This is a genomic window from Pseudomonas sp. HMWF021 (assembly GCF_003061005.1).
Lineage (GTDB): Bacteria > Pseudomonadota > Gammaproteobacteria > Pseudomonadales > Pseudomonadaceae > Aquipseudomonas.
Genome location: NZ_QAIK01000067.1, coordinates 1 through 20,113 on the forward strand (window position 1 = coordinate 1; position 20,113 = coordinate 20,113).

A 20,113-nucleotide genomic window follows, 5' to 3' on the forward strand; every position below is an offset into this window, starting at 1 on the left:
CAGTTGCACACCGTGATGCCGTGGGCGCGGGCCGCGTCCAGATCGACATTGTTGGTGCCGGTGGCGGTGATCAGGATCAGCTTCAGATCCGGGTTGGCGGCCATCGCGGCGGCGTCGATGCGGATCTTGTTGGTGATCGCCACCGTGGCACCCTGCAGACGCTCGCTGACCTGTTCGGGCAAGGTCCGGGCGAACAGTTGCAGGTCGCTGAAACAGGCGCGCAACGGGCTGAGGTCGAGATCGCCGAGATCCAGAGACGGGTGATCGAGGAAAACGGCGCGGCGCGGGTTCGTCATCAACTGTACCTTTTGTGCTTGGAACGGAAGGCGTAATCTGCCGAGCCTACCAGATGAAACAAATGGTTACGCACAGCGCCCGCAATACCCTGTGGCGAGGGAGCTTGCTCCCGCTGGGCTGCGAAGCAGACCCAAACCCATTCACCGTACCGTGTCAGGCACACCGGTGTTTCAGGTTACGGCTGCTGCGCAGCCGAGCGGGAGCAAGCTCCCTCGCCACAGGGTTTGAGCCAGTTGATGAATTGTTTTTACTCATTAAAGAGGAGCCCCCCATGTACTGGACCGAGTTCTTGACCGTTGCCCTGATCCACCTGCTGGCCGTGGCCAGCCCCGGCCCGGACTTTGCCGTGGTGGTGCGCGAGAGCGTGACTCATGGTCGCCGCGCCGGCACCTGGACCGCACTGGGCGTGGGCACGGCGATTTTCCTGCATGTCGGTTATTCGTTGCTGGGCATTGGTCTGATCGTGTCGCAATCGATCGTGCTGTTCAACGCCTTGAAATGGGCTGCCGCCGCGTACCTGCTGTACATCGGCTTCAAGGCCTTGCGCGCGCAACCGGCGAAAACTGTCACCGACGACCTGCACAAGGAAGCCGGCGTGCGTACCGCGCGCGGCGCCTTCACCTCGGGCTTTGTCACCAATGGTCTGAACCCGAAAGCCACGCTGTTCTTCCTGTCGCTGTTCACCGTGGTGATCAACCCGCACACGCCGCTGGCCGTGCAGGCCGGTTACGGCGTCTATCTGGCCGTGGCGACCGCCGTCTGGTTTTGCCTGGTGGCGATGCTGTTCAGCCAGCAGCGCGTGCGCGCCGGTTTTGCCCGCATGGGCCACTGGTTCGACCGCACCATGGGCGCGGTGCTGATCGCCATCGGCGTGAAACTCGCGTTCACCGAGATGCATTGATCGACACGCACCTGTAGGAGCTGCCGCAGGCTGCGATCTTTTGATCTTTTAAAAGCAAAACAAAAGATCGCAGCCTCGTTTCCCTCGACAGCTCCTACACGAGTTCGCTCAGCTTGCTCAGGACCTCACCTGTAGGAGCTGCCGCAGGCTGCGATCTGTTGATCTTCCAAAAGCAAAATCAAAAGATCGCAGCCTCGTTTCACTCGACAGCTCCTACACGAGTTCGCTGAGTTTGCTCGGGAACTCACCTGTAGGAGCTGCCGCAGGCTGCGATCTTTTGATCTTTTAAAAGCAAAACAAAAGATCGCAGCCTCGTTTCACTCGACAGCTCCTACACGAGTTCGCTCAGCTTGCTCAGGACCTCACCTGTAGGAGCTGCCGCAGGCTGCGATCTTTTGATCTTCCAAAAGCAAAATCAAAAGATCGCAGCCTCGTTTCACTCGACAGCTCCTACACGAGTTCGCTGAGTTTGCTCAGGGTGTTGAGGTAGTCGCGGGGATTGTCCCCGAGCAAACGGCGAAACATCGCGCTGAACGCCCGCGCGCTGCCGTAACCCAGGTCCCGCGCCACGCTTTGCACGCTGTCTCCGGCGAGCAGACGCGGCAGGGCTTCCATCAAGCGCAGTTGCTGGCGCCAGGCGTTGAAACTCATCTTCAGTTGTCGCTGGAACAGCCGCGCCAGGGTGCGTGAGCTGGCACCGACCTGCTGCGCCCAGTCTTCCAGAGTGTTGGGGTGATCCGGGGTGTGCAGCAATGCCAGACAAATGTTCTGCAGGCGTCGGTCGGTGGGCATTGGAATGTGCAGCGGCAGGTTTTCCAGGCTGGCGAGCTCTTCCAGCATCAACTGCTGGATCAGCGGATTATCCGCGTGCGGCGGGCCTTGAACGGCGCGCAGGATCAACTCGCGCAGTAGCGGCGTCACCGCCAGCACGCAGCACTGTTGCAGGCTGGCCGGTGACAGCTCGGGGGCAATGAACAGCGAGCGCATCTGCACATCGCCAGACATGAAAATCTCGTGCGCGACTTGCGGCGGAATCCACACTGCGCGGCTTGGCGGAATCACCCAGGCACCAAGGTCGGTCACCACGCGCATGACCCCTCGGACGGCATACAGCAACTGCGCCTCGCGATGCAGGTGCAGCGACTGGTGCGCGCCGTCCAGATAATCCCTGGGATAGGCACTCACCGGGCCGTGTTCGAAATGGCTGATCAACATGTCGGATTTGATGACCTGGTTGGCAGGTATGCGCTTTTTCGCCAACTTAGCATAAAGCCGCTGACAACAATCCACCCATGACAAACACAAGCGTGCCGCCATGAACCAATCCCGAAACGTCATCCGCTACGTCAACGCTGCCCATGTGATCGATCACATGTTCATGCTGATTTTTCCCGCCGCCGTGCTCGGCATGACCCAGGCCTTTGGCCTCGACTACGCCGCACTGATCGGCCTGTCGCTGGGCGGCTTCATTGCCTTCGGCGCTTGTTCGCTACCGGCAGGCTGGCTGGGCGATCACTGGAGCCGGCGGCAGATGATGCTGGTGTTTTTCTTCGGTATCGGCGTCTCGGCGATTTTCACCGGGCTGAGCACCAGCCCGACGATGCTGCTGATCGGGCTGACCCTGATCGGTATTTTCGCGGCGATCTACCACCCGGTGGGCACCGCGATGCTGGTGGCCTACGCGCAGAATCGCGGGCGGGAGATCGGCATCAATGGTATGTGGGGCAACCTCGGCGTGGCATTTTCGGCGCTGATCACCGGTTTGCTGGTGGCGCAGTTCGGCTGGCGTTCGGCTTTCGTGTTACCGGGGATGGTGGCGATCGTGCTGGGCATCGGCTTTGCCTTGCAGGTGCGCGAAGAGCCGATTCCCCTTCGTCCGCATACTGCGCTCAAAGGCGCGGCCGGGCAGCGGATCTCAATGCTCATGGTATTCGGCGTGCTGGCGCTGGCGACGGCCACTGGTGGCGTGGTGTTCAACGCCACGACCATGACCTATCCGAAGCTGTTTCAGGAGCGTCTGCATGACCTGTTTGCCTCGCCGCAGACCCTCGGCGTGGTGGTCAGCCTGGCGTATGCCTTCGGTGCAGTGGCGCAGTTGAGCATCGGCCAGGTATTGCACCGGGTCAGTCTGAAGTGGCCGTTTCTTGTCTTAACGCTGTGTCAGGCGCCGCTGTTGTACGCCATGGCGTATGTCGATGGCTGGGCCGTGATCGTACTCGGTGCGGCGTTCATGTTCGTGGTGTTCGGCCAGGTCACGGTGAACGACTCGATGGTCGCCAATTTCGTTGCGCCGCAGTGGCAATCGCGGGTCTTCGCCCTGCGTTACTGCCTGTCGTTCGGCGCCAGTGCGACAGCGATTCCGCTGATTGCCTACCTTGAACCGCGCCACGGTTTTGTCGGGCTTTACCTGGTGCTAGCAGGTTTTGGCGCATTGACCTTCCTTGCGGCGCTGGTTTTCCCACGCACACCTTCCGAAGCGGCTGTAGGGCAAACCGCTTGATCGGTACTGACATACCGGCAAATGCTGGCGCAAAGCTAGCATTTGTACGGCTCTGCAAATCATTCCTTTGGCTGATTTGGCTGGGGTATAACGGCTCTAGAGTAATGCTCTCTACGCCAACACCGTGCAGCCAGAAAAGGGATTCATATGTTGCAGACTCGCGTCATTCCCCCGGCCGATGGGGCCTACCAGTATCCATTGCTGATCAAACGGCTGCTGATGTCCGGCGCCCGTTACGAGAAAACCCGCGAGATCATCTACCGAGACCAGTTGCGCTACAGCTATCCGACCCTGATCGAGCGCGTGGCGCGGCTGGCCAACGTATTGACGGCGGCCGGGGTGAAGGCGGGTGACACCGTGGCGGTGATGGACTGGGACAGCCATCGCTACCTCGAATGCATGTTTGCCATTCCGATGATCGGCGCGGTGATCCACACCATCAACGTGCGCCTGTCGCCGGAGCAGATCCTCTACACCATGAACCACGCCGAGGACCGCTTCGTGCTGGTCAACAGCGAGTTCGTCGGGCTGTATCAGGCCATCGCGCCGCACCTGACCACGGTGGAGAAAACCCTGCTGCTGACCGATCTGCCGGAAAAAACCGCCGAGCTGCCGAACCTGGTTGGCGAGTACGAGCAACTGCTGGCCGCCGCGAGTGCGCAGTACGACTTCCAGGACTTCGACGAGAACTCGGTCGCCACCACGTTCTACACCACGGGCACCACCGGCAACCCGAAAGGCGTGTACTTCACCCATCGGCAACTGGTGCTGCACACCATGGGCGTGTCGACCATCATGGGCGCCATCGACAGCGTGCGCCTGCTCGGCACCAACGACGTGTACATGCCGATCACTCCGATGTTCCACGTGCATGCCTGGGGCCTGCCTTACGTGGCGACCATGCTTGGGCTCAAGCAGGTTTATCCGGGGCGTTACGACCCGGAATTCCTCGTCGAGCTGTGGCGTAAGGAGAAGGTCACGTTCTCCCACTGCGTGCCGACCATCCTGCAGATGCTGCTCAATGCCAAAGGCGCGCAAGGCACCGATTTCGGCGGCTGGAAGATCGTCATCGGTGGCAGCGCGCTGAACCGCACGCTGTATGAAACCGCCAAGGCCCGGGGCATTCAGCTGACGGCGGCGTACGGCATGTCGGAGACCGGGCCACTGGTTTCCTGCGCCCACCTCAACGACGAATTGATGGCAGGCACCGAAGACGAGCGCACCACTTACCGGATCAAGGCCGGCGTACCGGGGCCGCTGGTGGAAGCGGCGATCGTCGATGGCGACGGCAACTTCCTGCCCGCCGATGGCGAAACCCAGGGCGAACTGGTGCTGCGCGCGCCGTGGCTCACCGAAGGTTATTTCAACGAGCCGCAGAAGGGCGCCGAGCTCTGGGCCGGCGGCTGGCTGCACACCGGCGATGTGGCAACGCTCGACAGCATGGGTGTGATCGACATCCGCGACCGCATCAAGGACGTGATCAAGACCGGTGGCGAATGGATCTCTTCGCTGGACCTCGAAGACCTGATCAGCCGTCACGTGGCGGTACGCGAAGTAGCAGTGGTGGGCATTGCCGATCCGCAGTGGGGCGAGCGCCCGTTTGCCTTGCTGGTGATCCGCGAAGGGCACGAGATCGGCGCCCGCGAGCTCAAGGAACACCTCAAACCGTTCGTGGAACTGGGGCACCTGAGCAAGTGGGCGATTCCGAGCCAGATCGCCCTTGTTACGGAAATTCCCAAGACCAGTGTCGGCAAACTCGACAAGAAGCGCATCCGCCTCGACATCACCGAATGGCAGGCCAACAACAGCACCTTCCTCTCGACGCTCTGAGCGTCCGCTGGCGCGCCGAAAACGGCGCGCCAGACCCACCAAGCAAGCGCTTGGCTTGTTTATTCCCAATTTTCAGCCATCCTTGCGAGGCCGACATGTGTCGGACTGGCGAAAGGACTGTTCCAGAGTGGCCGGCAGCTGCAAATCACACTTTAGAGGGATCAAGCAGTAGCACCTGCTGGCTATAGTCCGCTCAAGGATTTTTAAGAACGGGGCACACGCACGACACGGGGCGATGCAACTTTGGAGTGACGTCGGGTGGCTACTGGCTCCCGGTCTTCCAGGCGTTTTTAAAAGTACTCACTGCCATAACAATAATGCACATGGAGTAGCGTCGATGACATCAGTAAACCAGTTCTGGCGCCGGGCTAAACTGCCTCTGGCCGTCAGTCTTGCCTCTACGCTCGCCGGGCCCGCATTCGGCGTCAGTTTCAACGTCGGTGAAATCGAAGGTCAGTTCGACTCCTCGCTCTCCCTGGGCATGAGTATTTCGACCCAGCAGCCGAACAAGGACCTTATTGGTGTCAACAACGGCGGCAAGGGCCTGTCCCAGACCTCCGACGACGGCCACCTGAACTTCAAGAGCGGGCAAGCCTTCTCGAAGATCTTCAAGGGCATCCATGATCTCGAACTGAAATACGGCGACACCGGGGTCTTCGTCCGGGGCAAATACTGGTACGACTTCGCGCTGCAGAACCAGGACCTGGAATACAAGGACGTCAGCAACCACAACCGCGATGTCGCGGCGCGTTCTTCTGGTGGGCAGATCCTCGACGCCTTCATCTACCACAACTACGCCATTGCCGATGAGCCGGGTTCGGTGCGTCTGGGCAAGCAGGTGGTGAACTGGGGTGAGAGTACCTTCATCGGCGGCGGCATCAACTCGATCAACCCGATCGACGTGTCCGCGTTCCGCCGTCCGGGTGCCGAAATCAAGGAAGGCCTGATTCCGGTCAACATGTTCTACGTGTCCCAGAGCATCACCGAAAACCTCTCGGCCGAAGGTTTCTATCAGATCGACTGGCAGAAGACCGTGACCGACAACTGCGGCACCTTCTTCTCGCAGCCAGACATCGTTACCACCGGTTGCGACGACAACCTGCGGGTTCTGAACAAGCGTTCGACCATTCCGGGCATTGCGCTCGGGCCGTTGGCCAATGCTGGCGTCGACGTCAACGAAGAAGGCGTGCTGGTGCGCCGTTCGCCAAACCGCAATGCCCGCGACAGCGGCCAGTGGGGCGTTTCCGCCAAGTACATGTTCGACCCGTTGGCCACCGAGTTCGGCGCCTACTTCATGAACTACCACAGCCGTGCGCCGATCTTCAGCGCCACCGGTGCACCACAGTCGATCTATAACGGCGTGGCGGCATTGCCGGGGCCGTTCCAGGCGCTGGGGCCACTGGTCGTCGCAGGCAACTCGAACTACTTCATCGAATACCCGGAAGACATTCGCCTGTACGGGCTGAGCTTCTCCACAACCCTGCCTACCGGTACGGCGTGGAGCGGTGAAGTCAGCTACCGGCCGAATGCGCCGGTGCAACTGAACTCCACCGACATCCTGTTCGCCGGTGTGCGTCCGCTGGGTGGCGGGTTGACCAATGCGTCGATCCTCAACGGTGTGCCGGGCCAGGATCTGCACGGTTACAACCGCAAGGAAATCACCCAGCTGCAAACCACCCTGACGCACTTCTTCGATCAGGTGATGGGCGCCAACCGTCTGACCCTGGTGGGTGAAGTCGGTGTGACCCACGTCGGTGGTCTGGAAAGCAAGTCCGAGGCTCGCTACGGTCGCGATCCAGTGTTCGGCCCGGGCGAACTGCCGTCCACCGGCGGCCTTAACACCTGCTCGCAGATCCTCAACACTTCCACCATCAATGGCGCCGGGGCAGGGGCTTCGCGCGATAACGTTTCCAGCAACTGCAACAACGACGGTTTCACCACAGCCACATCGTGGGGTTATCGCGCTCGGGCCATCTGGGATTACAGCGACGTGTTCGCCGGTGTGAACCTCAAGCCGAACGTGGCCTGGTCCCATGACGTGAAAGGTTACTCGCCAGGCCCTGGCGGCAACTTCGAGGAAGGTCGCAAGGCGATCAGCCTCGGTCTCGATGCCGAATACCAGAACACCTACACGGCGAGTCTGGCCTACACCAACTTCTTTGGTGGCGACTACACGACCGTGGACGATCGTGACTTCGTTGCCCTCAGCGTTGGCGTGAACTTCTAAGCACCGTTTTTTTCAGGACGAACACACATATGAAAATAACAAAGAGTCTGTTCCACGCCGGAGTTCTGGGTCTGTCGCTGCTGGCGACCAGTGTCATGGCGGCCGTTCCCGCCGCTGAAGCCGACAAGCTGGGCAAGAGCTTGACGCCGATGGGCGCCGAAATGGCCGGTAACGCCGACGGTTCGATCCCGGCCTGGAAACCGCTGCCGAAAAATGCCGGCACGGTCGACAGCAAGGGCTTCCTGTCCGATCCGTTCGGCAGTGAAAAACCCCTGTTCACCATCACCGCGCAGAACGTCGAGCAGTACAAGGCCAAGCTCGCGCCGGGCCAGTACGCGATGTTCAAACGCTATCCGGACACCTTCAAGATGCCGGTCTACCCGTCCCATCGCGGCTCGACCGTGCCGGATGATGTGTTCGCCGCCATCAGGAAAAACGCCACCACCACCAATCTGGTGGCCGGCGGCAACGGTCTGGAAAACTTCGATACCGCCGTGCCGTTCCCGATTCCGAAAAGCGGTCTGGAAGTGATCTGGAACCACATCACCCGCTATCGCGGTGGCAGCGTGACCCGTCTGGTGACCCAGGCGACGCCGCAAACCAACGGCTCGTTCAGCCTGGTGTATTTCCAGGACCAGTTCGTGTTCCGCGACAAGATGAAGGACTACGATCCGGCCAACCCGGGCAACATCCTGTTCTACTTCAAGCAGAAAGTGACCGCGCCGGCACGTCTGGCCGGTACTGTGCTGCTGGTGCACGAAACCCTCGATCAGGTGAAGGAGCCGCGCAAGGCCTGGGTCTATGCCACTGGCCAGCGTCGTGTGCGTCAGGCGCCGCAAGTGTCCTATGACGGTCCGGGTACTGCTGCGGACGGTCTGCGTACCTCCGACAACCTCGACATGTACAACGGTGCACCGGATCGCTACGACTGGGCGCTGGAAGGCAAGAAAGAGATGTACATCGCCTCCAACAGCTACAAGATCGACTCGCCGACCCTCAAGTACGCCGACATCATCAAGGCTGGCCACATCAATCAGGATCTGACCCGTTACGAGCTGCGTCGGGTCTGGCACGTGGTGGCCACCCTGAAACCGGGTCAGCGCCATATCTACGCCAAGCGTGACTTCTACATCGACGAAGACACCTGGCAGGCAGCCGTCATCGACCATTACGACGGTCGCGGTCAGCTGTGGCGCGTGGCCGAGGCGCACGCCGAGGACTACTACGACAAGCAAGTGCCGTGGTATGCACTGGAAGCCCTGTACGACCTGCAATCGGGCCGCTACCTGGCACTGGGCATGAAGAACGAAGAGAAGCAGGCCTATGACTTCGGCTTCTCGGCCACCAAGAGCGAATTCCAGCCGGGCAACCTGGGCCAGGACGGTATCCGCTAAACTTTGACCCGAGGCCGCATCCTCGAAAAAACGCCCCGACTGGTTCGGGGCGTTTTTTTTGCTTTGATTTTGTAGGAGCTGCCGAAGGCTGCGATCTTTTACCTCGAAAGATCGCAGCCTGCGGCAGCTCCTACAGGACGGGTGTCGGCTGGCTGACGGTCTTTTTGTAGCCATTTGTAGCAACAACCTTCAAACCCTCTACGTTTACCGCTAGTCTGCGGACATCTGCTACGCCGCCAACCGCCATTCAAACAAGAGCCGGCCATGACTGATCTGTCCCCGCTTCCGGATCCCGCAAGCGTTACCGTCGCAGCGCTGGACGGGCGTTTCTTCCGCCCGCCATTGCCTGACGGTCATGTTTTGCGTCCGCGCCTTTGCGCCCGCTTGAGCGCTGGTTTGGGTGGCCGATTGTTGCTGGTCTGCGCGCCCGCGGGGTTTGGCAAGAGTTCGCTGGCGGTGGAGTTCTGTCAGAGCCTGCCGGCGCACTGGCACAGCCTCTGGCTGGGATTGAGCCCGCGGGATAACGATCCGGGACGGTTTCTGGAACGCTTGCTCGAAGGCCTGCAGGATTACTTTCCGGATCTGGGCAGTCGCGCCCTCGGCCTGTTGAAAATGCGCCAGCGCCATCAGCCGTTTGCGTTCGAAGAGTGGCTCGACGGTTTGCTCGATGAGCTGGCACTGCAACTGCAACCGACGGCGCCGCTGCTGCTGGTGCTCGACGACTACCACCTCGCCCAAGGTCCGGTGCTCGACCGTTGCCTGCAGTTTTTCCTCAATCACCTGCCCGATGGTCTGCTGGTCATGGTGACCAGTCGTCAGCGCCCGGACTGGCATTTGGCGCGGCTGCGCCTGTCGCGCCAGTTGCTCGAGCTGCATGAACAGGATCTGCGACTGACCCATGATGAGGCGCTGGCGCTGCTCGACCGACATAGCACCTCGCTGCGCGGCGATGCCCTGGAAAACCTGATACAGCGCAGCGAAGGCTGGGTCGCCGGCCTGCGGTTCTGGTTGCTGGCGATTGCCGAAGCCGGAAGCGATTGTGCCTTGCCGCAAGTGCTCAACGGCGGGGAAGGGCTGATCCGCGAGTACCTGCTCGAAGAAGTCATCGACTGTCTGCCAGCCGAGGTGCAATCGTTTCTATACGAAACTGCGCTGCAGGAGCGCTTCTGCAGCGAGTTGTGCGACGCGGTGCGCGAAGCGCATGACAGCGCCGAGATTCTGCGCTTTCTGCTGGCGCATCAGGTGTTTTTGGTGCCCCTGGACGAACACGGGCACTGGTATCGCTACCACCATTTATTCTCGGATCTGCTGCGCAGCCGGCCCATCGCGCAAGCGCTGGTGCCAGCGGCGACCCTGCACTTGCGCGCCTGTCGCTGGTTCAACGCCCAGGGCTTGCTCGACGAGGCGGTGGAGCAGGCGTTGCGCGCCGGGCATCTGGATGTCGCGGCGAATCTGGTGCAGAACCTGTCTGAGGAGCAGCTGCTTGCCGAACAGAACGTCGGTATGTTGCTGCGCTGGAAAATGGACTTGCCCGACAGCCTGCTGATCAGCACGCCACGGCTGATTGTGCTCTACAGCTGGGCGCTGGGCCTGGCCTGTCAGCTCGATGCGGCGGAGGAGCTGGCCAGTCATTTGAGCCGTTTTCTGCCGGCACCCTCAGCTTCGGCGCAAAGGTCGATGCTCGCGCAATGGCTGGCGCTCAGCGGGATCATCGCCCGTGGGCGCGGACATCGCGAACTGACGCAGCGCTATTGCACCGAGGCGCTGGAGAGCCTGCCGCTCAAACGCTATGGCCAGCGCCTGATGTGCCTGTCGACCCTGTCCAACCTGGCGATTGCCGACGGCGATCTGTGGCGCGCGCGGGGTTTGAACCGCGAATCGCTGGAGCTGGCGCAGCGGGTCGGCAACCCGTTGTTTGAAGCGCTGGCGCATTACGATCGCGCGCGGGTGTTGCAGTCGCGCGGAGAAATCCTGCGTGCGCTCGATGAGGTGCATCAAGGGCTGGAACGCCTGCGCGGTTTGTCGCCGCAACGGCTGTACGCGGTGCGGGCGCGGTTGACCCTGTACGAAGGTTTCCTGCTGGCGATGCGCTTGCAGCCTCAGGAGGCGCGCGCGCGGTTGCTTGCCGGTGTGAGCGAGGCGCGTGCCTGTCGCGACATCAGCGTACTGATCGGCCACTGTGTGATCGCACGCCTGGACGGCAGCAGTGGCGAGTTTGCGAGGGCGTTCGCCGAACTCGCCGAAGCCGAACGGCTGATGCATATCTGGGACGTGCCGCCGATCTACTATCTGGCGATGATCACACTGGTCAAATGCGAACTGTGGCTGGCGCAGGGACGCATCGATCTGGCCGAAGCCTGGCTGGCGCGCCTGGGGCAGACCTACACCGGCGAGCGCGCTGCGGCACCGCCGGAGTTTCATCCACAACTGCCTTTGCACGTCGAACTGCAACAGGCGCTGCTCGAAGTGATCAAAGGCCAGCCGATGCTGGCCGAAGGCCGGTTGAACGTGTTGCTGGAAAACGGCCAGCAAACCGGCCGGCAACTGCTCAGCGTAATGGCGCTGGCGCAGAAAATAGCGTTGCTGCTCAGCACTAACCGCGAACCCGAGGCGCGCAAGGCCTTGGCGCAGGCGCTGGAAATGGCCTCTGCCGGCGTCCTGCAGCCGTTCGACAGTCTGGTGAACGACCATGGCGACTGGTTGCGCGGGCAACTGCAGAGTTCGCCGACATTGGCAGGGCAACTGCTGCTCGAACACTTCCCGCAGGCGCAGGCACGCCCAGTGGTTGAGGCCGGCGTCACTGAACAGCTCAGCGGGCGGGAACTGGCGGTACTGCGGCTGATTGCCCGGGGGTGTTCGAATCAGGAAATCAGCGAGCAGCTGTTCATTTCGCTGCACACCGTGAAAACCCACGCCAGCCACATCAACAGCAAACTTGGCGTTGAGCGGCGGACGCAGGCGGTGGCGCGGGCGAAAGAGCTGGGGGTTTTGCAGTAGTCGTGGTCTGAAAGCTCTGGCTCAGGCCGAGACGTCGCGCCTCAGAATCGACATCAGGCCCAGAGCGCAATCGTCTGCACTTTCGCTTGCGGTGGACTGTTGCAGTTTTTCAGCCAAAACGGCTTTGAATTTTTTCCGAGGCGACGTTGCGTTTAATTCCAGAAAGTTGAGCACTGTTGGTGCCGCAGTCGTGCCCGCGGGTTGAAACAGGCTGTGTGCCGCGCCATTACTCAGGATCGCGAACCCCGCAGGCGCCTCGATTGGCCCACGGTAGAGGCCGAGCTTCGACACGGCTTTAGGGTCGGTCAGAAACACCCTGGTTCTACCCGACTCGGTGTTTTCCGGCGGCGACAGCGTTGCAAGCTTGCCCTCCGCATCAACGCTGACGATGACGCCAGCGCCCAGATGGCCGGCCATGTATCGGCCCTGTGAGCAAGCGACAAACGCCAGACTGCACGTCAGGTCGTTTATGCTGCAGCCGACCTTGGCGGATTTGCGTCTCAACGCGTCCAGGCAACGATGGACCAGGCGCTGGGCGGCCTTCGCGTTGTGCTTGTCCATGTTTTGCCAAAGGCTTTCAAAGTTTTTGCAGACGTAGGCGAGCGCTGCGGTTACCGCAACCTGAACGCCGATGTCCGAGCGGTCTGCGCCGTCCGCCCCGTCAGCCAGTGCAATGCAGGTTACGCCGTTCGACGCTCTGGCCGCGACATGCTGGCGCGGTGCGGGTGTCTGGAGGTGCGAGCGTCCTGCCACCGCCGCGAAGGCGGTTTTGCAGATGAAGACTTCTGGAAGATCAGGCATGGCACGGTGTTCCGTTGAAAGGGGCATTGGCTTCCTGCAGTCTTGCTTCAAAATGGCGCGAGAATAACCTTCGATTTTGCGGATCACAACCGCAGCACCGAGCCTTGGTATCAGGATCAAAATCATGCAAACCCCGAATACAGCCCTCATCCGCGAAACCTTCCCGGTCGGCCCCTTGCAGTGCAACTGCACAATCATTGGCGATCCGCTGAGCAAAAAAGCCATCGTCGTCGATCCGGGCGGCAACCCTGACCTGATCATGGCGCGCCTGGATGCCCATGGCCTGAAAGTGGTCAGCATCATTCACACCCACGCGCATCTGGATCACTTTCTCGCCTCCGGGCAGATGAAGGAAAAGACCGGCGCGACCCTGCATCTGCATAAGGAAGATCAGTTTTTGTGGGACAACCTCGAGATGCAATGCCAGATGTTCGGCGTGCCTTACACCCCGGTGCCAGCGCCGGATCGCTGGCTCAGCGACGATGAAGAGCTGGCCTGCGGTTGCGGTGTGGCGCTGCATACGCCGGGACATACACCCGGTTCCATGAGCTTTTGGTTTTCCGAGGCTAAGCTGTTGATTGCTGGCGACACGCTGTTTCGTCGCGGCGTAGGACGCACGGACTTGTGGGGCGGCGATCAGGCGACCATCGTGCGATCGATCAAGCAGCGGCTGTACACCCTGGACGAAGACGCAATCGTGGTTGCCGGGCATGGCCCGGACACGCGTCTTGGGGATGAAATGCGGGAAAACCCGTTCGTGCGCGCCTAAACATTTTGTCACGAGTGTGCGGCGGAATTTTTGTGCATTGTCATGATCCAACGCCCGCAAAGGTCTATTGCCTAGGGCCGCTGCCACACAGAATGCGAAAATCAGGAGCTCTTCATGTTCACCACGCCTCGTTTGATTATTGTTGCTACTGCTGTAGCCATGTTGGCCGGCTGCGCCTCGCCCAATCCCTATGACAATCAGGGGCAGGCCGACGGCGGCGGTGTGAGCAAGACCGCCAAGTACGGTGGTCTCGGCGCTCTGGCCGGTGCTCTGGCGGGTGCTGCCATCGACCACAACAACCGCGGCAAGGGTGCCTTGATCGGCGCGGCGGTGGTCGGTGCTTCGGCCGCCGGTTACGGTTACTACGCCGACCAGCAAGAGAAAAAACTGCGCGCCAGCATGGCCAACACCGGGGTTGAAGTGCAGCGTCAGGGCGATCAGATCAAGCTGATCATGCCGGGCAACATCACCTTCGCCACCGATTCGGCGAACATCGCCCCAAGCTTCTACCAGCCGCTGAACAACCTGGCGAACTCGCTGAAGGAGTTCAACCAGAACCAGATCGAAATCGTCGGTTACACCGACAGCACCGGCAGCCGTCAGCACAACATGGACCTGTCCCAGCGTCGTGCGCAGAGCGTGGCAACCTACCTGACCTCGCAAGGTGTCAGCGGCGCCAACCTCTCGGCCCGTGGCGCCGGCCCGGATAACCCGATTGCTAGCAACGGTGACGTTAATGGCCGCGCGCAGAACCGCCGCGTCGAGGTCAACCTGAAGGCGATCCCGGGCCAGCAGTATGGTGGTCAGCAGCAACAGCCGGGCACGGTGCAGCAGTATCCGTAAGCGACTGCCTGAATGAAGAAATGCCCGGTCCTGGTGATCGGGCATTTTTTTTGCGCCCTGTAGGAGCTGCGGCACGCTGCGATCTTTTGATCTTCAGCTTCAACAGCAAGATCAAAAGATCGCAGCCTCGTTTCACTCGGCAGCTCCTACAGGGTCATCGGGACAGGCATCACAAACTCGACAGGCACAAAAAAGCCCCCGGACAAGCGAATTGTCCGGGGGCTTTTGTTGGGCGCGAAACGCGGTTACTTCTTCAAACCATAATGCTCATCGAGCATGCCCGGCGAGTTCGGGGTCTTTGGCGCGTAGTCGCGTGGCGGTTCCTGATCGCGCGGTGGCGTCAGGCGTTCGCGCGGTGCCTGGGCGGCATCGGCGTGCAAAGCGGCGATCAGGCGTTGACGGGTCTGCTCGTCCAGGGCCAGGCGGTTGGCGCCCTCGGCGAGGTGATCCTGCACTTCCTGATAGCTTTGGGTCAGCTTCTTGACCAGCATCGCGGTGCTGTTGAAGTGGGTGACCACCTCGTTTTGATAGCTGTCGAAACGCTCCTGGATATCATCCAGTTGACGCTGCGTGCGGCTCGGCGCGGCATTCGGTGCGACGCGAGCGATCAGGAATCCAATGGCGACACCCACAACCAGGGCAAGAGTCGGTAACAACCAAACTAAGAGCGAGTGTTCCACGAGTCCTTCCTCTATAAACGGCTTTGCTTTACGTTAACGGCTCGAACCTGCGCTGTATACCGCGATTCACTCGCAATAGATTGGCACAGACAATTTGCTAGACGAGTCGACCCGATTCGAGGTCACGGAGTTCCTTCCTTGCTGATGCGTGAAACCCCTGTAGTGATTGCCGGCCCAGTCGGCCAAATCGAGGCGCTGTACCTGGATAACGAGCAGCCGCGCGGCATCGCGCTGATCTGCCATCCCAACCCGGTGCAGGGCGGCACCATGCTCAACAAAGTCGTCTCGACCCTGCAGCGCACCGCGCGCGACGCCGGTCTGATTACCTTGCGCTTCAACTATCGCGGCGTCGGTGCCAGCGAAGGCTCCCACGACATGGGCAGCGGTGAAGTCGATGACGCCCAGGCCGCTGCCGCATGGCTGCGGGAAAAGCACCCGGACCTGCCGCTGACCCTCTTCGGTTTCTCCTTCGGCGGATTTGTTGCAGCAAGTCTCGGCGGCCGTCTCGAAGCGCAAGGCGTGCAGTCGAAGCACCTGTTCATGGTCGCGCCGGCGGTGATGCGCCTGGGCGACCAGGATCAACTGCCACAGCACGGCGAACTGACCGTGATCCAGCCGGAAACCGACGAAGTGATCGATCCACAATTGGTCTACGACTGGTCGGAACAACTCCAGCGCCCCCATGAGCTGCTGAAAGTGGCAGAATGCGGACACTTTTTTCATGGCAAGCTGACCGATCTCAAGGATCTGATCCTGCCGCGTCTCTCGAATTGATTGCAGTCTGACAAGCGATTACCCATGACGAACCGTACCCGTATCCTCACCGGCATCACCACCACCGGCACGCCGCACCTGGGCAACTACGCCGGCGCCATTCGCCCGGCGATCCTCGCCAGCCGCGACAGCAATGCCGATTCGTTCTACTTCCTGGCCGACTACCACGCCCTGATCAAATGCGATGACCCGCTGCGCATCCAGCGCTCGCGTCTGGAAATCGCCGCGACCTGGCTGGCCGGTGGCCTGGATGTGGACCGTGTGACCTTCTATCGCCAGTCCGACATCCCGGAAATCCCTGAGCTGACCTGGCTGCTGACCTGCGTCGCCGCCAAGGGCCTGCTCAACCGTGCGCATGCCTACAAGGCCTCGGTGGACAAGAACGTCGAGACCGGCGAAGACCCGGATGCCGGCATCACCATGGGCCTCTACAGCTACCCGGTGCTGATGGCGGCGGACATCCTGATGTTCAACGCGCACAAGGTGCCGGTCGGTCGTGACCAGATCCAGCATGTGGAAATGGCCCGCGATATCGGCCAGCGCTTCAACCACCTGTTCGGCCAGGGCAAAGAGTTTTTCACCATGCCCGAAGCGCTGATCGAGGAAAGCGTGGCGACGTTGCCGGGCCTCGACGGGCGCAAGATGTCCAAGAGCTACGACAACACCATCCCGCTGTTCACCAGTGCCAAAGAGATGAAGGACGCGATCTCGCGGATCGTCACCGATTCCAAAGCGCCGGGCGAAGCGAAAGATCCGGACAACTCGCACCTGTTCACTCTGTTTCAGGCGTTCGCCACACCGGCGCAGGCTGACGAATTCCGCAGCGAACTGCTCGGTGGTCTGGGTTGGGGCGAGGCGAAGAATCGTCTGTTCCAGTTGCTCGACAACGAACTGGGCGAGTCCCGCGAGCGTTATCACCAACTGATCGAGCGCCCGGCGGATCTGGAAGACATCCTGCAACACGGCGCGAAAAAGGCCCGTGCGGTGGCGACGCCGTTCCTCAACGAACTGCGTGAAGCGGTTGGCCTGCGTTCGTTCGTCAATCAGGTACAAGTGGCGGCGACCACCAAGAAGAAAGCCACGAAAGCTGCACGCTTCGTCAGCTTCCGTGACGAGGATGGAAGCTTCCGTTTCCGTCTTCTCTCTCCGGAGGGAGTAGAAATGTTGCGTTCATTGGACTTTGAGGACGGCAAAGCCGCAGGTGCGGTGGTCAAGTCGTTGCAATCAGGTCACGCGTACGAAATTCGTAATGAGCTCAGCTCCAAGTTCTCGGTCTGGGTTGGTGGGGAGCACGTGGCGGATGGTCCAGTATTCAATGACGACGTCTCTCGAGATGCGGGAGTCGCAGCTGTTCGCGTTGCACTGACCCCGGTTCAGGACTAAACAACGGCGCGGCCCGACCAAGGGCTGATTGCCATTCCTACGGGCCGTCGCTACAGTGACGGCCCGTTTTTGTTGCCTTGCTAACGAATTATGACGCCCCTAGAACGATACCAAGCTGATCTGAAACGCCCGGACTTCTTCCATGACGCCGCGCAGGAAACTGCTGTGCGTCATCTGCAGCGCCTGTACGACGATCTGATCGCGGCCGAGCAGAACAAGCCGGGTTTGCTGGGCAAGCTGTTTGGCAAGAAGGATCAGGCGCCGGTCAAGGGCCTGTATTTCTGGGGCGGCGTGGGTCGCGGCAAGACCTACCTGGTCGACACCTTCTTCGAAGCGCTGCCGTTCAAGGAAAAGACCCGCACTCACTTCCACCGCTTCATGAAGCGCGTGCACGAAGAGATGAAAACCCTGGGCGGCGAGAAAAACCCGCTGACCATCATCGCCAAGCGTTTTGCGACCGAGTCGCGAGTGATCTGCTTCGATGAATTCTTCGTCTCCGACATCACCGACGCGATGATCCTCGGCACGCTGATGGAAGAGCTGTTCAAGAACGGCGTGACCCTGGTCGCGACCTCGAACATCGTTCCGGACGGCCTGTACAAGGACGGCCTGCAACGCGCGCGCTTCCTGCCGGCCATTGCGCTGATCAAACAGAACACCGAGATCGTCAACGTCGACAGCGGTGTCGACTACCGTCTGCGCCACCTCGAACAAGCGGAGCTGTTCCACTATCCGCTGGACGAAGCCGCCCACGAAAGCCTGCGCAAGAGCTTCAAGGCACTGACACCGGAATGCACGGCAGCGGTCGAGAATGACGTGCTGATCATCGAAAACCGTGAAATCCGTGCCCTGCGCACCTGCGACGACGTGGCCTGGTTCGACTTCCGCGAACTGTGTGACGGCCCACGCAGCCAGAACGACTACATCGAACTGGGCAAGATCTTCCACGCCGTGCTGCTCAGCGGCGTCGAGCAGATGAGCGTCACCACCGACGACATCGCCCGGCGCTTCATCAACATGGTCGACGAGTTCTACGACCGTAACGTCAAGCTGATCATTTCTGCCGAAGTCGAGCTGAAAGACCTGTACACCGGCGGACGCCTGACGTTCGAATTCCAGCGTACGCTCAGCCGTCTGCTGGAGATGCAATCGCATGAATTCCTGTCGCGGGCGCACAAGCCTTAAACCGATTCGGCGCAAAAAAAGGGCCTGCAAATGCAGGCCTTTTTTATGCGCTGAAGAATCAAAAGATCGCAGGCTTCGCCAGCTCCTACAGGTGTATGCCATTCTGTAGGAGCTGCCGCAGGCTGCGATCTTTTGCTTTTAGGCAGCCTGCTGAAACTGCTGCCGATACTGGTTCGGCGACAGCTCGGTGTGCTGGCGGAACAGCCGCGCAAAGAAACTCGCATCGTCATAACCGACCTCATAACTGATGGTCTTGATGCTTTTGCGACTGCCGGACAGCAAGCCCTTGGCGGTCTCGATGCGCAGGCGTTGCAGATAGTGCAGCGGCTTGTCGCCGGTGGCGGTCTGGAAGCGGCGCATGAAATTGCGGATGCTCATGCCGTGCTCGCGGGCCACGTCTTCGAAGCGGAACTTGTCGGCAAAATGCTCTTCGAGCCAGTGCTGGATCTGCAGGATGATCACGTCCTGGTGCAGCTTCTGGCCGCCGAACCCGATACGCCCCGGCGCATAGCTGCGCTGCACTTCATACAGAATGTCGCGGGCCACAGCCTGGGCGACGTTGGCGCCGCAGAAGCGTTCGATCAGGTAGATGTAGAGGTCACAGGCAGACGTGGTGCCGCCGGCGCAGTACAGGTTATCGGCGTCGGTCAGGTGTTTGTCCTGATTGAGGAACACTCGCGGGAAGCGCTCGGCAAAGGCATTGAAGAAACGCCAGTAGGTGGTCGCTTCCTTGCCGTTGAGCAGGCCGGCTTCGGCCAGCCAGAAAACGCCTGTGGCTTCGCCGCAGAGGACGGCGCCGCGTGCGTGCTGCTCGCGCAGCCACGGCAGGATCTGTGGATAACGGCTGCACAGCGTATCGAAATCGTCCCAGAAGGCCGGAAGGATAATGACATCGGCGTTTTCCAGACCGCCGTCCACCGGCATCACCACGTCACTGAAACTGTTCACCGGTTTGCCGTCGGGGCTGACCAGGCGGGTTTCGAACGCCGGTGTCAGGCCGTGGCCCAGTTGTTTGCCATAACGCAGGCTGGCCAGATGGAAAAAGTCCTTGGCCTGCATGAGAGTGGATGCGAAAACCCGGTCGATTGCCAGGATGCTGACGCGCCGCAAGGGCGTGGAGAGGTGCTTGGACATAATTCAACTTTTGTTTTGTTTTTATAAGGGAAAGTGGTCACCAGACGGCTGGATCGTCTTATTTTTTGTCGGATGTGTCCAGTGTCCTGTATCGGAGGCGGGGCTTAGTCTCTGAAGGTCAGATCCCTCCAACAAGAAAGAAAGGTGCCGCATGATCCCCAGAACCTTGTTCAGCTCCGAGCACGAATTGTTCCGCGACAGCGTACGAACCTTCCTCGAAAAAGAGGCCGTGCCGTTCCATGCGCAGTGGGAGAAACAAGGCCATATCGACCGCAAGCTTTGGAACAAGGCAGGGGAGGCGGGGATGCTCTGCTCGCACCTGCCGGAAGAGTACGGCGGCCTGGGCGCGGACTTTCTGTACAGCGCGGTGGTGATCGAGGAAGTCGGTCGTCTCGGCC

Annotated in this window: 15 protein-coding genes and 2 pseudogenes; 12 read left to right on the top strand and 5 right to left on the bottom strand. The window is 60.6% G+C overall.

Annotated features, from left to right (window positions below; translation table 11 throughout):
- Positions 1 to 296 (bottom strand): annotated as a pseudogene (locus DBR18_RS09800) (glycerate dehydrogenase); the annotation flags it as partial.
- A 272-nt stretch (positions 297 to 568) separates the two neighbouring features.
- On the opposite strand from DBR18_RS09800, the gene DBR18_RS09805 reads away from it, so the two are divergent.
- Positions 569 to 1,198 (top strand): LysE family translocator, encoded by a 630-nt coding sequence (locus DBR18_RS09805; RefSeq protein WP_003228086.1) that lies wholly within the window; start codon positions 569 to 571, stop codon positions 1,196 to 1,198.
- Positions 1,199 to 1,648: 450 nt separating this feature from the next.
- Here the strand turns inward: DBR18_RS09805 and DBR18_RS09810 are convergent, their stop codons facing one another.
- A complete protein-coding gene (locus tag DBR18_RS09810) occupies positions 1,649 to 2,413 on the bottom strand; it encodes a helix-turn-helix domain-containing protein (protein WP_108590216.1) in 765 nt (254 codons plus the stop codon).
- A 100-nt stretch (positions 2,414 to 2,513) separates the two neighbouring features.
- On the opposite strand from DBR18_RS09810, the gene DBR18_RS09815 reads away from it, so the two are divergent.
- From DBR18_RS09815 to DBR18_RS09835, 5 genes are all read left to right on the top strand, one after another.
- The gene (locus DBR18_RS09815; protein ID WP_108590178.1) at positions 2,514 to 3,698 is read left to right on the top strand and encodes an MFS transporter; all 1,185 of its coding nucleotides are present in this window, start codon (positions 2,514 to 2,516) and stop codon (positions 3,696 to 3,698) included.
- Between the two features lie 147 nt (positions 3,699 to 3,845).
- Positions 3,846 to 5,528: a fatty acid--CoA ligase gene (locus tag DBR18_RS09820; RefSeq protein ID WP_108590179.1), complete on the top strand. Its 1,683-nt coding sequence runs from the start codon at positions 3,846 to 3,848 to the stop codon at positions 5,526 to 5,528.
- A 337-nt stretch (positions 5,529 to 5,865) separates the two neighbouring features.
- Entirely contained in the window at positions 5,866 to 7,755 is a 1,890-nt protein-coding gene (locus tag DBR18_RS09825; protein ID WP_108590180.1) for a DUF1302 domain-containing protein, read from the top strand.
- A gap of 29 nt (positions 7,756 to 7,784) precedes the next feature.
- A complete protein-coding gene (locus DBR18_RS09830) occupies positions 7,785 to 9,149 on the top strand; it encodes a DUF1329 domain-containing protein (RefSeq protein ID WP_108590181.1) in 1,365 nt (454 codons plus the stop codon).
- 264 nt (positions 9,150 to 9,413) lie between these two features.
- Positions 9,414 to 12,146 carry a LuxR C-terminal-related transcriptional regulator gene (locus DBR18_RS09835; RefSeq protein WP_108590182.1) on the top strand — a complete coding sequence of 911 codons (2,733 nt, stop codon included), beginning with the start codon at positions 9,414 to 9,416 and terminating at the stop codon, positions 12,144 to 12,146.
- Positions 12,147 to 12,167: 21 nt separating this feature from the next.
- On the opposite strand, the gene DBR18_RS09840 is transcribed toward DBR18_RS09835, so the two are convergent.
- Positions 12,168 to 13,073 carry a protein phosphatase 2C domain-containing protein gene (locus tag DBR18_RS09840; protein WP_158275044.1) on the bottom strand — a complete coding sequence of 302 codons (906 nt, stop codon included), beginning with the start codon at positions 13,071 to 13,073 and terminating at the stop codon, positions 12,168 to 12,170.
- Between DBR18_RS09840 and DBR18_RS09845 the strand changes: the two genes are divergently transcribed.
- Positions 13,072 to 13,716, top strand: coding sequence for an MBL fold metallo-hydrolase (locus DBR18_RS09845; protein WP_108590183.1), 645 nt, complete (start codon positions 13,072 to 13,074; stop codon positions 13,714 to 13,716). The two genes, DBR18_RS09840 and DBR18_RS09845, sit on opposite strands and share 2 nt — an antisense overlap.
- Positions 13,717 to 13,830: 114 nt before the next feature.
- Positions 13,831 to 14,559, top strand: coding sequence for an OmpA family protein (locus tag DBR18_RS09850; protein WP_108590184.1), 729 nt, complete (start codon positions 13,831 to 13,833; stop codon positions 14,557 to 14,559).
- Positions 14,560 to 14,804: 245 nt separating this feature from the next.
- Here the strand turns inward: DBR18_RS09850 and DBR18_RS09855 are convergent, their stop codons facing one another.
- A complete protein-coding gene (locus DBR18_RS09855; RefSeq protein WP_064392879.1) occupies positions 14,805 to 15,239 on the bottom strand; it encodes a YhcB family protein in 435 nt (144 codons plus the stop codon).
- Between the two features lie 144 nt (positions 15,240 to 15,383).
- Here DBR18_RS09855 and DBR18_RS09860 point away from each other — a divergent pair, with 144 nt between their 5' ends.
- The 3 genes from DBR18_RS09860 (at position 15,384) to zapE (ending at position 18,581) form a co-directional block, all read left to right on the top strand.
- The gene (locus DBR18_RS09860; protein ID WP_108590218.1) at positions 15,384 to 16,013 is read left to right on the top strand and encodes an alpha/beta hydrolase; all 630 of its coding nucleotides are present in this window, start codon (positions 15,384 to 15,386) and stop codon (positions 16,011 to 16,013) included.
- A gap of 24 nt (positions 16,014 to 16,037) precedes the next feature.
- Entirely contained in the window at positions 16,038 to 17,396 is a 1,359-nt protein-coding gene (locus tag DBR18_RS09865; protein WP_108590185.1) for a tryptophan--tRNA ligase, read from the top strand.
- Positions 17,397 to 17,486: 90 nt separating this feature from the next.
- Positions 17,487 to 18,581 (top strand): cell division protein ZapE, encoded by a 1,095-nt coding sequence (zapE, locus tag DBR18_RS09870; RefSeq protein WP_108590186.1) that lies wholly within the window; start codon positions 17,487 to 17,489, stop codon positions 18,579 to 18,581.
- Between the two features lie 138 nt (positions 18,582 to 18,719).
- On the opposite strand, the gene DBR18_RS09875 is transcribed toward zapE, so the two are convergent.
- Positions 18,720 to 19,616, bottom strand: a complete 897-nt coding sequence (locus DBR18_RS09875) for a GlxA family transcriptional regulator (RefSeq protein ID WP_177482364.1) — start codon at positions 19,614 to 19,616, stop codon at positions 18,720 to 18,722.
- Positions 19,617 to 19,902: 286 nt separating this feature from the next.
- On the opposite strand from DBR18_RS09875, the pseudogene DBR18_RS29005 reads away from it, so the two are divergent.
- Positions 19,903 to 20,113 (top strand): annotated as a pseudogene (locus DBR18_RS29005) (acyl-CoA dehydrogenase family protein); the annotation flags it as partial.

Coding starts and splice junctions, on each gene's coding strand:
- DBR18_RS09805 (WP_003228086.1), top strand. CDS start 569: ATGTACTGGACCGAGTTCTTGACCGTTGCCCTGATCCACCTGCTGGCC.
- DBR18_RS09810 (WP_108590216.1), bottom strand. CDS start 2,413: ATGTTGATCAGCCATTTCGAACACGGCCCGGTGAGTGCCTATCCCAGG.
- DBR18_RS09815 (WP_108590178.1), top strand. CDS start 2,514: ATGAACCAATCCCGAAACGTCATCCGCTACGTCAACGCTGCCCATGTG.
- DBR18_RS09820 (WP_108590179.1), top strand. CDS start 3,846: ATGTTGCAGACTCGCGTCATTCCCCCGGCCGATGGGGCCTACCAGTAT.
- DBR18_RS09825 (WP_108590180.1), top strand. CDS start 5,866: ATGACATCAGTAAACCAGTTCTGGCGCCGGGCTAAACTGCCTCTGGCC.
- DBR18_RS09830 (WP_108590181.1), top strand. CDS start 7,785: ATGAAAATAACAAAGAGTCTGTTCCACGCCGGAGTTCTGGGTCTGTCG.
- DBR18_RS09835 (WP_108590182.1), top strand. CDS start 9,414: ATGACTGATCTGTCCCCGCTTCCGGATCCCGCAAGCGTTACCGTCGCA.
- DBR18_RS09845 (WP_108590183.1), top strand. CDS start 13,072: ATGCAAACCCCGAATACAGCCCTCATCCGCGAAACCTTCCCGGTCGGC.
- DBR18_RS09840 (WP_158275044.1), bottom strand. CDS start 13,073: ATGATTTTGATCCTGATACCAAGGCTCGGTGCTGCGGTTGTGATCCGC.
- DBR18_RS09850 (WP_108590184.1), top strand. CDS start 13,831: ATGTTCACCACGCCTCGTTTGATTATTGTTGCTACTGCTGTAGCCATG.
- DBR18_RS09860 (WP_108590218.1), top strand. CDS start 15,384: ATGCGTGAAACCCCTGTAGTGATTGCCGGCCCAGTCGGCCAAATCGAG.
- DBR18_RS09865 (WP_108590185.1), top strand. CDS start 16,038: ATGACGAACCGTACCCGTATCCTCACCGGCATCACCACCACCGGCACG.
- zapE (WP_108590186.1), top strand. CDS start 17,487: ATGACGCCCCTAGAACGATACCAAGCTGATCTGAAACGCCCGGACTTC.